This window comes from Planctomycetota bacterium, from assembly GCA_016125255.1.
Taxonomy (GTDB): Bacteria; Planctomycetota; Phycisphaerae; order Phycisphaerales; family Zrk34; genus RI-421.
On sequence record WGMD01000011.1, the window covers coordinates 55,316 to 69,202 of the forward strand.

The 13,887-nt window shown below is 64.8% G+C and carries 12 protein-coding genes; 4 read left to right on the forward strand and 8 right to left on the reverse strand.

The window, feature by feature from the left end; translation table 11 throughout:
* Positions 1-250 precede the first annotated feature (250 nt).
* Both GC162_10615 and GC162_10620 read left to right on the forward strand, forming a co-directional pair.
* Complete coding sequence (locus GC162_10615) at positions 251-1,753, forward strand: AAA family ATPase (GenBank protein MBI1369092.1); 1,503 nt, start codon at positions 251-253, stop codon at positions 1,751-1,753.
* Between the two features lie 79 nt (positions 1,754-1,832).
* Positions 1,833-3,398: a hypothetical protein gene (locus GC162_10620; protein MBI1369093.1), complete on the forward strand. Its 1,566-nt coding sequence runs from the start codon at positions 1,833-1,835 to the stop codon at positions 3,396-3,398.
* A 210-nt stretch (positions 3,399-3,608) separates the two neighbouring features.
* Here the strand turns inward: GC162_10620 and GC162_10625 are convergent, their stop codons facing one another.
* Positions 3,609-5,957: a hypothetical protein gene (locus GC162_10625; GenBank protein MBI1369094.1), complete on the reverse strand. Its 2,349-nt coding sequence runs from the start codon at positions 5,955-5,957 to the stop codon at positions 3,609-3,611.
* Here GC162_10625 and GC162_10630 point away from each other — a divergent pair.
* Positions 5,836-7,314, forward strand: a complete 1,479-nt coding sequence (locus tag GC162_10630; GenBank protein ID MBI1369095.1) for a tetratricopeptide repeat protein — start codon at positions 5,836-5,838, stop codon at positions 7,312-7,314. The two genes, GC162_10625 and GC162_10630, sit on opposite strands and share 122 nt — an antisense overlap.
* A 71-nt stretch (positions 7,315-7,385) precedes the next feature.
* Here the strand turns inward: GC162_10630 and GC162_10635 are convergent, their stop codons facing one another.
* From GC162_10635 to GC162_10660, 6 genes are all read right to left on the reverse strand, one after another.
* Positions 7,386-9,143: a hypothetical protein gene (locus GC162_10635; protein ID MBI1369096.1), complete on the reverse strand. Its 1,758-nt coding sequence runs from the start codon at positions 9,141-9,143 to the stop codon at positions 7,386-7,388.
* A gap of 169 nt (positions 9,144-9,312) precedes the next feature.
* The gene (locus tag GC162_10640; GenBank protein MBI1369097.1) at positions 9,313-9,537 is read right to left on the reverse strand and encodes a hypothetical protein; all 225 of its coding nucleotides are present in this window, start codon (positions 9,535-9,537) and stop codon (positions 9,313-9,315) included.
* Positions 9,534-9,776, reverse strand: a complete 243-nt coding sequence (locus GC162_10645) for a hypothetical protein (protein MBI1369098.1) — start codon at positions 9,774-9,776, stop codon at positions 9,534-9,536. Before GC162_10645 ends, GC162_10640 begins: the two co-directional genes overlap by 4 nt.
* A gap of 66 nt (positions 9,777-9,842) precedes the next feature.
* Complete coding sequence (locus GC162_10650; protein ID MBI1369099.1) at positions 9,843-10,301, reverse strand: hypothetical protein; 459 nt, start codon at positions 10,299-10,301, stop codon at positions 9,843-9,845.
* An 18-nt stretch (positions 10,302-10,319) separates the two neighbouring features.
* On the reverse strand, positions 10,320-10,940 hold the full coding sequence (gene ilvN, locus GC162_10655; GenBank protein ID MBI1369100.1) for an acetolactate synthase small subunit: 621 nt from the start codon (positions 10,938-10,940) through the stop codon (positions 10,320-10,322).
* Positions 10,937-12,289 carry a hypothetical protein gene (locus tag GC162_10660; protein MBI1369101.1) on the reverse strand — a complete coding sequence of 451 codons (1,353 nt, stop codon included), beginning with the start codon at positions 12,287-12,289 and terminating at the stop codon, positions 10,937-10,939. The genes ilvN and GC162_10660 overlap by 4 nt, the downstream gene beginning before the upstream one ends.
* 103 nt (positions 12,290-12,392) lie before the next feature.
* Between GC162_10660 and GC162_10665 the strand changes: the two genes are divergently transcribed.
* Complete coding sequence (locus GC162_10665) at positions 12,393-12,734, forward strand: hypothetical protein (protein MBI1369102.1); 342 nt, start codon at positions 12,393-12,395, stop codon at positions 12,732-12,734.
* 83 nt (positions 12,735-12,817) lie between these two features.
* Here GC162_10665 and GC162_10670 read toward each other — a convergent pair whose 3' ends face one another.
* Positions 12,818-13,555 (reverse strand): PEP-CTERM sorting domain-containing protein, encoded by a 738-nt coding sequence (locus GC162_10670; GenBank protein MBI1369103.1) that lies wholly within the window; start codon positions 13,553-13,555, stop codon positions 12,818-12,820.
* Positions 13,556-13,887 lie beyond the last annotated feature (332 nt).

Consider the following 13,887-nt stretch of genomic DNA (forward strand, 5'->3'; position numbering starts at 1 on the left):
GGGGAAGGGGGAGAAGCCCGCGGCGCATTCGATGGGCTCGCTGCGGGAAGCGGCGTCGCTAAGCGTGTCGGGGAATGCATTTTCAAGAATTGACGAGGGTGCGTCCGATACTCTGGAACGGGAGGTGGCGCTGCCGGGCGGTTGGCGGGCGGCGTGACCCCACGGAAAAGGACGCGTTTCGCCGGATGGATTCGGCGGGACGATTTGTGAACGAAGCGGCTGACTTTCACGGACGAAAGGGCCCCGGCGCGTGCGTACGTTTGCGGTGATCAATCAGAAGGGCGGCTGCGGCAAGACGACGACGGCCATCAACCTCGCCGCGTCCTTCGCCGAACTGGGCCACAAGACGCTGCTCGTGGACATGGACCCGCAGGGTCACTGTGCACTGGGGCTGGCGGTTCCGGACACGCAACTTGAAAAGACGATCGCTGAAGCGCTGATGGGGGACGTGGAGCGCTTCGACCTGGCGGAGATCCTCTGGCAGATTTCGACGAATTTGGATCTCGCGCCGGCGGGGGTGCAGCTTGCGGGCGTGGAGCACAAGCTGGCGTCGACGCCGGACCGTGACACGCGGCTGGCGAAGCTGCTTCGCCGTGTGGCGGGGGATTACGAGATTTGCATCGTCGATTGCCCGCCAAGCATTGGGCTCCTGACGTTCAATGCCCTCCGCGCGGCCGGGGAGGTCATTATCCCGGTGGAAACGGGCTATTTCGCCCTCGCCGGTTCGCTGCGGCAGGCGACGACGCTTCAGGTGCTCGCCGATCGGTGCGGGCACGCGGTCTGTTTCCACGTGCTGCCGACGATGTACGATGTTCGCACGAAGATGGCGCGGGAGATCGTCAACGAGCTGCGCAAGCACTTCGGCGACCGGGTGCTGACGATTCCGATTCATTTCAGCGCCAAGCTCAAGGAAGCGGCGAGCTTCGGGCAGCCCATTCTCGAATACGATCCGGCGAGCCGGGGGTGTCAGGATTATGAACGGCTGGCGCGGCATTTATTGGCGACGCGTCCGCATCCGCAGCGGCTTACGGCGCCGGAGTCGACGGAGATGACGGACGATTCGATCGCGCACATGACCAGGCCGAGCCCGGCGGCGATGCCCGCGGGTTCGCCGGCGGAAGCGCCGATGCGTCGGGACATGCGGCCGGTTGCCGAGCCGCGCGTGCTGCGGGAGATTGATCCGTGTGACGAAACGGTTGACGCGATGCCGGCGATGGGCTCGCGGGCCGGTGTGACGACGGTGGAGCCGGTGCGTCCGGCGGAGCCGGCCGAGGCCGCGCCGGTGGCGAACAATCGGGTGGCGGATCTGGTGGCGCGGGCGAAGGCCTTGTCGCAGCGGACGGCGGCGATGCAGCAGCGGCTGGCGTCGGACCCGCAGGTCGCGCAGTTCGAGGCGCGAGAGCAGCGGCTGGAGACCCGGCCGGCGGACCCGGACGTTCGCCGCACACTTGATGAAAAGCTCCGGGCGCTCTACGGGGCGCATGTGACGAGTCAGGGCACGCTTTTCGTCCAGCCGGACGCGGCGAGCACGAGCCGGGTGAGCATCGCGGGGGACTTCAATGAATGGTCCGCCATCGCGACGCCGCTGCAGCGCAATGAGCGGCTGGGCATCTGGCAGACGTGCGTACCGCTGCCGCCGGGGCGGTACCGCTATCGGATCGTGGTCGACGGCAAATGGACAAGCGACCCGCACAACCGGTATGTTGAAACCAACCCTTTCGGTGAGCTCAACAACATCATCGAAGTGGAATAGCAAGCTGTCAGCGATCAGCCGTCAGCTTTCAGCTTGCTCTGTCGCTGACCGCTGATGGCTGAAAGCTGAAAGCTCCAACATGAACGATGCGCGGACACGAGAAGCGATCGACGCGCTGGCCCAGTTGCTTTGCACCGGGCCGGAGGACATCGTGCCCACCGACGGCGTCGGGCCGGAGCTGAAACTGAGCGGATCGGATCGACCCGCCCCGGTGGTGGACGCCATTCTTGTCGGGCATCTGCCCGGTTACGCCTCGCCGTGGGTCAGTCAGTACGTCTCGCATCTGGCGCAGCAGTACGAGGGAGCGGCCCTGCTGCGCATCAGCGAAGATGAAATCGAATACGAGATGTTCGACGCCGAACCGCCCCCGGAATCAGGACCGGCGGAATCGATGTCGTCGAACGCGGCGTCGAGCCGGGCGATGGAAGTCGCCACGACCGACGAGCTGGTCGAGATGCTTCACGACTCGGCCTCGAGCGTCGGGGCGTTCGTCATTCTGTTCGATGAGCCGTCCAAGTCGCCGCAGAAGACCCGTCTGATGGGGCTGCGGTCGTGGACGATCCTCACCGGCGCGGACGATGCGGCGATCGTGGCGGCGTACCGCATGATCAAGTCGCTGTTGAGCGATGCGGAGCGTGGGAAAAACGAGGTGCTGCCGCATCTGCGCGTGATGTTCATGGGCTGCGACGATCCAACTGCGCGGGCGGCGGCGTTCCGGCTCAACCGCGCGGTGGGCGAACTGCTCGATGCGCCCGTTGAAATCGCCGGGGTGCGGAAGCGCATGGCCCCGGTGCGACGCCGGCGGGTCGGGCGCTTCGCCATCGCGGATGAATCGCGGCTGTGGCTGGACCTGGGCGAGATGTTCGCCGAGGCGTCGTTGCCGGAGCCGGTCGCGCTGCCGGACGAAGTCGCCCTCGCGACGGAGCCGATCGCGCCGAAGGCGAAGCCGGCGGGCATGCATGCCTCGTTGGAGGACGCGGATGCGACGACGGCGCCGGTGTTCTCGCTGGAGCCGAAGATCCAAACGCCCATTGAGCCGAGGCGCCCGGCGGCGGCTGCGCCGGTTGTTGAATCGCCGAAGGCGGAAGCGCCGCTCGTTGAGCCGCGCGTCACTGAAGAGACGCCCGAGCCGCGGATTGATCGCAGCGACGACTCCGCCCTGCGAAGCGGCTTCGCGAAGCAGGGAGCCCCGGATTCTAAGGATGCGTCGCGCACATCAGCACCCGCGCCAACACCCGCACCGGCTTTCGACGCGGATGACCTGACGATTTACGTGCCTTCGACGGTGAACATTGCCGCGCGTTGTCCGCGTCATCCGCAGGTGCAGATCGCGCTGGGCGACGACGGCCGGCTGCACATGATGATGCGCACGCAGAAGATGCCCACCGACGAGGCGATCCGCACGCTCCTGGCGACGCGGGCCTGGCTGGCGGAGCATCAGCAGTTGGTGGCGCTGACGTGTCACGACCGCAAGGTCGACGCGGCCTCGCCGGCGGTGGCGCATTTCTTCACCGATGAGCCCCGCACGGCGGCGGAATTCGTCTACGCCGCCCCGCCCCAGCAGCGGCCGTTCAAGCTGCATCTGTTGAAGGCGGTTGAAGTTGCGGCGGGTCATGTCGTTGAGTTGCATGAAGCGCTGAGCTGAAAAGCGCCGAGTTAACCAAACCTGAACACGCGGCGGTTATGCTCTATTTGCCATGCGAATCGAGCACATCGGCATTGCGATATTCATCGCGGTGATCGCACTGGGGTTCTGGTGCGATCGGTTTCGCGGTGAGATGAGCGCGAGCAGCGCGGCGGCGACGCCGGTCGTCGTTCAGCCGGCGGATGCGGGCGGGAAGTAATCACCGGAACATCAGGGTTTGACGATCGTCACCGGCGCGGTTTGGGGCGCGGCGGGGGTGTTGCTGTTGCGCGTCGAGGTGGGTTTGATCGGATCGGGCGGGGCAAGCTGTGTTTGCAAGTCGGTGAGCCGGGCGGCGTCGGTGTTGGAGAGCTTCTTGGCGAAGAGCCGTGCGGCGCGGTCGGTGAGGAGACCGGCGGCGGTTTTGTCGTTGGCGGCGATGGACTGCTCGGCGAGGTCGAGCCAGGTGTCGGCGAGCAGGTCGAGCGGGGCGGGGGGCGCGGCGGTGAGCTGGGTCGTGGTGTAACGCTCGGCGTCGTCGTAGAGCTTCTGAATGAGCATGAGGCGCAGCGTGGCATCGACGAGGCGGCGCTGATCGTCGGTCGAAAGGGTCGTCCGCGCGGCGAGTCGCTCGTAGAGCGGCTTGGCGCGGGCGGGCTGATCAGAGCGGGCGTAGAAGCCGGCGAGCCGGAAGGTCGCTTCGTCCGACCGGGCTTCGGCGGTCGGCGTCGTGGCGTCGGCCGGCGGGGGTGCGGCGGCGGCTTTTAAGATCTGCTCGTGAATGTCATCGAGATTCGTCGCGGCGGCGAGGTACTGATCGATGCGCACCACCCCCGGGGCATCGAGTCGGGCGGCGACGGCGAGAATGGCGGCGAGCCAGTTGGCGCGCTGCTCGGTGTCCTTGGGCGGTGCGTCGATGAGCTTGATGAGCGAAGCGACATCGGCCCCGCGGGCGCCGATGGCGGCGACGACCGCCGGGCGCAGGGCGGGGTCGCTGATGCGCTCGGTGAGCGGGGCGAGGGGCCAGCGCGGATCAGCAAAGACTTCCGCGGCGGCGAGTCGGACGGTCGGCTCGGTGTGCGTGAGCAACTTTTCGAGCATGGGCTGATCGCTCGATTCGCCGAGGCGGCCGAGGAGTCGGACGACGGCCGGCTCGGGCGGGTCCGCGTCCTTGAGGTTCACACGCGCGAACGCCAGGGCCCGCCGGGCCTGCTGATCGCTGAGCATCTTCGCTTCCGCCGCCGCGACGAGGAACGTCGCCGCCGACCCGCGCACCGTCGGCCGGTCCAGAAGCAGCAGCGCCGAATTGACCGCCTCGACCTGCGGCACGCGCGCCAGCAGCGCCAGATAAGCCGACTGCACACGCGGATCGCCCTCCGCCAGAAGCAGTTCGACGACCTGCTCCGCCGCCGCCTCGTCCGCCACGTTTTCCAATAGCGACGCCACTTTCGCCCGCACCTCCGGATCGCGGTCGAGCAGCCGGCCGCGCATGGCGGCGCGGACGTCGTCGCTGATGGGCTGGGCATTGAGCACGCGGCGTTCGATGAGTCCCAGCGAGAGCATGCGCAGCTCGATCAGATCATCGACCATCATCTGCTGCAAAATCGTCGCCCGGCCTTTCTCGTCGGTGGCGTCGTAGAGATTGTTGTACGTCTGCGTGAGCCGGGCGGTGCGGCGGGACAGTTGCTTATCCAGGTCCACGTTGCGGGCCGAGAGGTGGCGCATGATCATCGCTTCCCACTGCGCCTGCGGCAGCGTATTGACGCGGGACCACCAGCGGTGCCACTCGGCCGTGTCGTGCCCGTAGTCGGCGATGCCCGTGAGCTGTTCCAGCGCATCGAAGGCGGCGTCGCGCAGGGCGGGCTGCCGGGCGTGAATATGCGTGAGCAATGCTTCGACGACGCGCGGCTGCCGATGCTCCGCCAGCGCCGCCACGGCTCCGAGCCGCTCGTTGAGCGGGGCCTTGTTGCTGTCCGCGATCTTGATCAGGTTCGCCACCAGCGCCGGATCGGCAAAGTGCGAGAGCCCCGCCGAGACATCACGCCGCAGATCCGCATCATCCGATCCGAGCATCTTGACGAGCGGGTCGATGAGCTGCGGATCGGGCGCGTCGGCGCCGGCGATGGCGCGGGCGATGGCGCGGCGGGTCGTCGCATCGGGGCTGTGCGACAGAAGCTGCTTGAGCGTGCTGACGGCGGCGGGCCAGTTGTGGTCGAGCAGAATGGCGGCGGCGCGCCGGCGTCGGTCCAGGTCCAGCCGCGTGTCCCGCAGGTCGTCGAGCAGATGGTCCAGCTCGCGCTGCTCGTCGGGGTCGAGCCGCTCGGCGTCGAGTTGAGCGTTGGTGAATGCTTCGTCGGCGGCGGCGCGGAGGCCGGGGCCCGTCAGGACCATCACGCCGAAGAAAAAGACCGCGATCGGTCTTAAACAACGGCGGTAAGTGAGGTTAGCCCCTCTTGGCATGGTGAAAAATCCTGTTGCAACCCAAAGACGATGTCTATACAATATAGCCAGAAAAAGGCGTCTGTGTTCAAAATATCGGTGCTTCGGGGCGGATTTGAGAGAGAAAAAGGCTTGTCCCATAATTTCCCCATTCGCGGGACGCAGAACGATGAATGAATGGTTTGAAGCAGAGCAACGTGTGGAGCGCGCGCACGAGTTGTATGAGTCCGGCCGATGGGAGGACGCGGTGCACGAGCTTCGTGCCGCACTGAGCGTCAACCCCGAGCAGGGCGAATGGCATTACAACCTGGGCCTGACGCTCGACGCCATGGGCCGCTACGACGAAGCCGTCGAAGCGTTCAAGAACGCCCTCGTCTATCACGGGCAGGACGTCGAGATTCTCATCAACCTCGGCGTCGATTGCCTGCGCCTCCGCCGCCCCGCCGAAGGCATCAAGTACTTCGAGCAGGCCCAGCACCTTCAGCCCGACAACGAAGCGACCTACGCGCATCGCATCACCGCCTACGCCCAGCTCGACGATCACGAACAGGCGGAAGTGATGTTCTACATGGCGTGCCAGATCAACGAGCACTCGCCGCACGCGCATTTCAATCTCGCCGCGTCGTTGCTCGATCGTCACGACATCGATCGCGCGATCTGGTGTCTGGATCAGGTGCGCAAGTTCGACCCCGACTACCCCGATGTCAACGCCCGCCTCGGCGAAGCGTACACGCTCAAGGGTCAGCTTGACCGGGCCTACCGGGCCTACCGCCGGCAGCTTCGGCTTGATCCGTCGGACGCGCACACGCTCATGGACATGGCCGAGGTCCTCGTCAAGATGGACCGCCCGCTCGAAGCCGCGGAAAAATTCCGCCGGGTCATCGAACTGGACCCCACGCACATCGACGCCCACTTCAACCTCGGCGAACTGGCCCTTCAGTCGCACGACCTGGACGCCGCCCAGATGTCCTTCGATCTGGTGCTCCGCCTCAATCCCGCGCGGGCCGAGGCGCACATGAAGCTCGCCGGCATCGCCCTGCGGCGGCAGCGCATCGAAGAGGCCCGACGTCACCTCCGGGCGGAACTGGCGCTGACGCGCTCCGCCGACGACATCGACATCGCCGAGCCGCTGGCGCAGATGCTCATGGACGCGCAGATGCCGCGCGAGGCGTCGGGGATTCTGTGCGGCCTCGTCCGCCAGCAGCCCGACAACGCCCCGCTGCGTCATCAGCTCGCCCTGGCCATGTTCATGGACGGGCGCATCCGCGAAGCGATCCGCACCTGCCGCGACGCCATCCGGGCCGATCACAATTACACCCTCGCCATGCAGAACCTCGCCGCCGCCCACGAGCAGCTCGGCGAGTTCCGCCGGGCCCGCTACTGGACGCTGCGGGCGCTGGAGATCGCCCCCGACGACGCCGCCATGCGCCGCGTCGCCACACGCCTCCGCCACAAAATCATGGTGCAGCGCTTCGCCCGCTTCTTCGGCCGGCGCTGAGCTTCTTCGCCCCGTTCAGCGACGCCGCCCGTTCGACGGGCTCACGGCAGGAAGCGGCGTCGCTAAGCAGATCACCCCTTCTTGCCCATGATCCGCTTGAGCACCGGCGAGAGGTGGTCCTTCATCACCTTGTCCCAACCCATCTTCGCCGCCAGCTTCTGACCCGCGTCGACGATCGCCTTCCGTTGGCCGTCCGTGCGCGGCAGATCCTTCATGATCGTCTCGGCAATCGACACGGCGACCTTCGCTTCGATCGCATCGCGCTCCGCCTGGCCGATCGCCATCGCCTCGTCGAGGTCCCGTTTCTTGGGAAGCTTCGTGTAGTCGGCGATGATGACGTTGGGCACGGTGGCGTTGTCCGTCACTTCGTTGACGAACCCGGCGCACCCGCACACGCTCGAAATCACGCAGATCGCCCCGGCGCACAGCGGCTCCAGCGGGCTGATGCCGAACGGCTCGTAGGTCGCCATGCCGAACTCGACGTCCGCCGCCGTGCGCAGATCGCCGATGTGCATGTGCTTGGGCAACCGCTCGCCGATCGCCTCGCTGTCCCACCCGAACTGATTGACGAGCACGACCTGAATCCGCTTGTGACCCTTGTTGAAGGCCTCGATCATGTGGTTGTAGTCGACCTCCGGACCCACCAGATCGGGAAACCCGTTGTGGTGCGTGCGCGGCCAGCCGTAGTTCTTCTCCATCGTGCGGATATCCTGCGGCCGGCGCGTCCCGCCCGCGCTGGTCAGAATGAACAGCACGCCGGTCTGATTCGTCTTCTCGAATCGCTTCTCCAGTTCGTGACACACGCTCATGTCGCGCCACACGCCCTTGCTGATCACCGGGCGCATCACGTGCGTCATCAATACGTCCGGCCGATACCCGAGCAACTCCTCCGCATAGTCGGCGAGCATCTTGCGGGCGCGGTCCTTCTTGGCGGGCGTGACCTTCATCGTCGGTACGCCGTTGTAGACCTTGTCGATCTGGTGATGATCGAAGTGGTCGCCGAGGAAGTGCATTTCGCGGGCCGTGTCGTCGCCGACGGCGATGACCGCGTCGCACAGATGCGCCCGGCTGATGAGTGCGTGACGCGCGTGCACGGACTGGTCGCCGAACATGTCCTCGACGTACTTGCCCTTCTTCATCGCCTGCGCCATCACGTTGTAGAACATCGTGTCATGCCCGGGGGCGTGCTCGACGATGTGCCGCGCGGTGGAGCATTCGTGGGCGTGGAACAACGTGCGGAAGTGCTTGGCGCCGTCGAGCGTCGCCTTGAACGCGGTGGGCAGGCCCATAAACTCGTGGCTGAAGAGAATGCACGGCAGCTCTTCGTCCTTGAGCAGCGCCATCAGGGCGTAAAACGCCGGCTCGGCGAGGCGCGTGTATTCCTCGAAGCCCCAGTCGTGCTCGTAGCGCGTGCAGTCGATGCCGAACTTTTCGTAGAGCTGATATTTGAACTGGCCCAGCCGCTCGCGGTTGGTCTGGAACACGTCGATGAGGAGCACCTCGGCTTCGCCCGTGCGGTTGTCGCCGGGGATTTCGTAGGTGCGCTTGCCGTAGATGATCTTGACGTTGAAGGCCCACTCGATCGGGCGCAGCTTCGCGGCGATGTGGACCTTGTCGATGTTGTCCACGCCCGAGTAGAGCACCGTGCCGTGCTTGCCCAGCCGCTGCGACGGATCAATCGCGATCCCCGCCGAGCAAGGCCCGACGAGAATCGTCCGCCGAACCTCCTTCTTGTAGACCGGGCTGGTGATCAGACCTTCGAGAACCGTGCCGATGCCGCCGATTTTTTCAACAGCTTCGTGGGTCACATGTGCAATCGTGTACTTCATCCGTGAACACTCCTGAGTTAGGCCGACCACCGGTCGGAGCGACCAGTTTAACCGCAGAGCCCGCCGAGCGTGCGGTGGAAGGTGATCAGCATCATTTGCGGGTTGAGCCGTGGATAAAACCGGTCAGCGTGACCGTCCGGTTTTCATCATCGGCGATATAGGAGATCAGTTAATCAGCGTAGTTGGCTTTGCGGACCTCGCGGCCGGTCGCCTCGGTCAAGACGCGATCCACCGGAAAACGCTCCGGCCATTCGTTCAGACTCTCGACCAGTTTGAACAGTTTGCCGTACCAGCGATCGATGACGCTGCGGGATACTCCTTCGTTGCATAGGTAGGTCAGGTGATCATCCAGATTGGCGATGAACTGCTCGGAATACAGAACGCGATAAGTCATTGCGGCGGCGTCAGACCGTGCTTGTTCGCAAGGTCTTGCATCGCCGCACGTGCGTCGCGCACCCGGCCGGCGTCGGCGATGCCTTGCCGGGTCCGCTCGATCAATTCCGCTCGGACGCCCGGGTCGTCTTCAAAATCGAGCTGCCCGCTGATCACCTGTGTGACGTAAGCCGCCACATCAGAGCCGACGTGCTCCCGCACGCGGGCATCGAGTTCATCGGGGACTTCCCATTTGGCCATGTCTGCTGCTTTCCGAGGAGTGGGCGACACCCACATTATATCGGAGGAAATGACCGAACCGATGAATTACTTTTCGCCCGCCGCCCCGGATTGCGAGAGTTTACGATGTTGCACGGCCGCCGTCACGGCCACGCAGATCCATGCCAGCGCAATCGCTTTGCTCAACGTCGGCTCGATCGCGCTTTGAAAATCATCAACGGCGAGCGCAACGACGCCGCCGACGTACACGCCGACGGCCGTGAGCACCGCGCTCAGCAGCTTGCCTTTCTGTCGCGACCAGCGATAAAGCCCGCAAAAGACGAGGCCGAGCATCAGATACACGGCCGCTTCAATCAACTTTCCTTGGGCGAGTGCCAACATGACGATCAAGCCCGCGCTCAGGAACCCCATGATCAACGGACTTCGTGCCGTCAGCGCCAGTCGCGCCAGCTTCTTTTTGCGTGCGGTTTTCTGTTTTCGCGGCTGACCAAGGCGAAGCTCATCTTCGGCAGCAGCTACCTGAAGATCGTCCAGATCGTCGGACATGGTTCCCCCATCGATGACTTAACCCGGCGGCAATTCCTTCGGATCCACGCCGCTCGTCGGCGAGTCGCCGGCGCCGAGGTTGGCGCTGCCGGCGAGGCCCGCGGTGGTGGGGCGGCGGGTGGGGATTTTGCCGGCGACTTTCTCGCTGCGCGGCATGGCGATCACGCCCGTCCGCGCCAGCTCGACGATCCCGTAGGGTTGGATCAGATCGACGAACGCTTCGAGCTTCTCCTCGGCGCCGGAGAGTTCGATCATCAGCTCCTCCCGGCCGACGTCGACGACGCGGGCGCGGAACAGATCGGCCAGCTCGATGACCTCGCGACGGGATTCGGACGGCGTGCTGACGCGCACGAGCATCAGGTCGCGCTCGACGTAATCCGTGCCGACGTAGTCGACGACCTTGACGACCTGCACGAGCTTGGCGAGCTGCTTGCGGACCTGGTCGAGCGTATTGACCGTGCCGGAGACGACGATGGTCATGCGGCTGAACTCGGGGTTCTCGGTGCGGCCGACGACGAGCGAGTCGATGTTGAACCCGCGGGCGGCGAACATGCCGGCGACATGGGCCAGCACGCCCGGTTCGTTGGCGACGAGGGCGGCGATGACGTGCTTCAAAATCGGCGAATCGGAACTGGTCATGAAATCACATCCGTATCAGGATCGGGGACCAACGGGGCGGCGGGCGTCGCCGGGGCGGGCGCGGGCTCGAGTTTGTCGCTGGGGACTTTGCGGTCGGCGTCGTCCTCGGCGATCTGGCTCACATCCGTGCCGTCAGTGTAGCGGCGCAGAAGCAGGTAAATCACGCTGTAGGCGCTGAAATAGAAGCTGATGGCGTACGCCCCCAGCACGCCGATGAGCAGCCACACCCAGACCCACACCAGCGCGGCACTGACCTTGCCGGACCAGCCGAGCTGTTCGTAGTCGGGCTTGTAGCTGATGAGGTCGCCGAATTTGGGTGTGGGGAGCGTGGCGTCGAAGTTCGTGACCCATGACCCGACCGCCCAGCGCGTCAGGTACAGCGTGATGTACACGAAGATGCCGACGATCAGGTACGTGGCCGCGCCATACACCAGCGCGACCAGCCAGTAGAACAGCAGTCGCCACGGGCGGGCAAGCACGTAGCTGTAGCTGCGGCTCATGGCGTCGAAGGCGTCGGAGTCTTCGGCGCTCAGGGCCGGGTACATCAGGTGCACGCCGGCGACCCATCCGATGATGAGCAGCGCCATGATGAACCCGATGCACAGCGCCAGCGCGAAGGAAAGCCCGGCGAGGATGTCCAGCACCCAGACATAAAAGAGCAGCCCGCCGATCGCCAGCAGCAGCCCCAGCGCGCCGACGATCAACAGCGGCAGGGCGGGCGCGAGGATGTACCAGAGCCAGCGGCGCCAGGCGTAACGGAAGGCGCTGGTGGCGCTGATGGGTTTGCCGCGCGCGGCGTCGACCATGCACGACCGGCTGATCGCCCCGCCGAACAGCGACCACAGCAGGCCGAACATCACCATGTACCCGATGAGAAACCACCGGTGCGCCTGCCAGAGCCACAGCGGCTCCATCATCATCAACCGCAGCGACCCGAGCACCGTCTCGTCGCTCGCCGGCGTGTTGGGCGCAAGCTGATCGAACCCGGGCTTGAACTGCACGGAGGCCTTGACGAGACTTTCAAAATGTCCGAGCGTGATCTTCAATGACGACATGAACACGCCGGTGAGCCGCTCTTCGCGGACGGCGCCGGGTTTGAGGAAGGGCCAGTCGGTGAACTCCACGAGCGAGTGTTTGGCGAAGTAGTCGAATTCATCGGGCACGACGCTGGGCGCGGTCATGCTGTCCATGACGTAGCCGCAGATGAACACGATCATGAGCAGGATCAGCGCCATCATCAGGCGCGAGGGCTGAAGCGCCATGCGGAAGCAGTCGAAGATGCGCGTGAAGCGGAAGGCCGAGCCGTAGTCGATGCGCTCGATGACGATCTGCGTTTGCTGCGTGCTCATCGCCGGCTCCACGGTCAGGGTCACCCGATCCGGGACGTTATCGTAGCCGATGCGTCGATGGCGGCAAGGCGGGGAAGGGAATATCGTGTGTCTGGAAACCATCATGCACAAAGACGCGATGCAGAAGCTGACATGGGCGGGGCTGTTGGGGCGATGGGTCGAGTTCGCGCAGTCGGCGTTGGCGCTGCCGGACGACGCGGCGGGCCGGACCTGGCGCGAGGCGGTGCCGGAGATCATCGGCTTGCAGGCGCTCACCATGGCATTAAGTGAAGCGGGGGAACTGCCGGCGGACGAACGGGCGCTGGGCATCGATCGCGCCCGCGTGCTGATCGATCGCCATACGGATCGGCTCACAAAGTTGTTTGCCCCGGGTCCGTTGCCCGCGATGTTGGGTGAGATGATCGCCGACGCATGCGCGGCGGTGCGTGTGGCCGAAGCATGTTGAGTCGCGGGAGACGAGCACCGCAGGCGCAATAAAAAACCCCGCTTAAGAGCGGGGTCTTTGTGGCGAAGTTGAGTCGCTGAAGATCAGGCGGAGCGACGACGGCTGCCGGCCATCACCAGAGCGCCGAGGCCGACGAGGCCGACCGTGGCGGGTTCGGGGACGGGGAGCAGTTCGCTGTCACCGGAGTAGGAGCCGGTGATGCTGAAGTCGGTGGTCGTGGTGGTCACACCGCCGGAGTTGGTGAGGACGATGGAGGAGGCGCCGCGGGCCCGCTCAGCGGTGAAGTGCATGGACTGGAACCCGCCGAGGGTGTTGGACCCGAGCAGAGCGGCAAGGAGGGGACCGGTGGACGTGTAGATTTCGCCGTTGAGGGCGAAGTTGAACACGCTGTCACCGGAGGTGACCTTGAACTTGGTGGCGGAGATCGGGGTGGTCTGCACGAGCAGGTTGGACCCGTCGATGGAGCCGCTGACGATTTCGGTGCCGCCCTGGCTGAACGAGAAGGTGCCGGTGAGGGCGAAGTAGAACTTGTTGGTCATCGGATCGCGCGTGACGCTGGCGACAGCCGCGTTCACGACCAGGTCCGCACCGGTGAAAACGGTGGGCGAGCCGCCGTCGACGGAAACCGACAGGTCGACCTTCGTGTTGGCGGTCAGCGTGTCGTCAGAGACGGACGCCGTGCCATTGGTGCTGTAGTTGAACAGGGAAGCGGACTGGACGGTGTTGACGTCGAATCCGAAAATCACGACGGCTTTCGCTGCCGAACCAAAGGCGAGCACAGCGGCAACCATCAACCCCATAATCGCGTTCGTCTTGAACATAAAAGTCCCCTCAAGGATAAAGCGTATCAGTTTCTCTTTCGAACCCTATTGAGTGGCGTTCCACCAATTGACATAGAGGATACCGCATCCGGCAAAATTGTCAAGCGCTTTGTTGTGGCCGGTAACAAAATTTATCGGTCGTTTATAGTCTGTTGACATCGCAGTGGATGTGTAAGCGAGCGTATCGATTCGTGGGGGCGTTTTCATGAGGAATTCGTCAGTGAAAATCGGTTGAAACGGGGGATTGGGCGAACGGCGTTCGCCGCGGCCGAATCGGGGCGTTCTTGGGGGGCGGATCGGAGGGGGCGGATTGGGGCATCACGAAGCTCGCG

Bases quoted from the DNA above. Each gene is read 5' to 3' on its own strand.
- GC162_10640 (MBI1369097.1), bottom strand. From the start codon at position 9,537: ATGACTTATCGCGTTCTGTATTCCGAGCAGTTCATCGCCAATCTGGAT.
- GC162_10645 (MBI1369098.1), bottom strand. From the start codon at position 9,776: ATGGCCAAATGGGAAGTCCCCGATGAACTCGATGCCCGCGTGCGGGAG.
- ilvN (MBI1369100.1), bottom strand. From the start codon at position 10,940: ATGACCAGTTCCGATTCGCCGATTTTGAAGCACGTCATCGCCGCCCTC.
- GC162_10650 (MBI1369099.1), bottom strand. From the start codon at position 10,301: ATGTCCGACGATCTGGACGATCTTCAGGTAGCTGCTGCCGAAGATGAG.
- GC162_10635 (MBI1369096.1), bottom strand. From the start codon at position 9,143: ATGAAGTACACGATTGCACATGTGACCCACGAAGCTGTTGAAAAAATC.
- GC162_10620 (MBI1369093.1), top strand. From the start codon at position 1,833: ATGAACGATGCGCGGACACGAGAAGCGATCGACGCGCTGGCCCAGTTG.
- GC162_10670 (MBI1369103.1), bottom strand. From the start codon at position 13,555: ATGTTCAAGACGAACGCGATTATGGGGTTGATGGTTGCCGCTGTGCTC.
- GC162_10660 (MBI1369101.1), bottom strand. From the start codon at position 12,289: ATGAGCACGCAGCAAACGCAGATCGTCATCGAGCGCATCGACTACGGC.
- GC162_10630 (MBI1369095.1), top strand. From the start codon at position 5,836: ATGGTGAAAAATCCTGTTGCAACCCAAAGACGATGTCTATACAATATA.
- GC162_10665 (MBI1369102.1), top strand. From the start codon at position 12,393: ATGCACAAAGACGCGATGCAGAAGCTGACATGGGCGGGGCTGTTGGGG.
- GC162_10625 (MBI1369094.1), bottom strand. From the start codon at position 5,957: ATGGGACAAGCCTTTTTCTCTCTCAAATCCGCCCCGAAGCACCGATAT.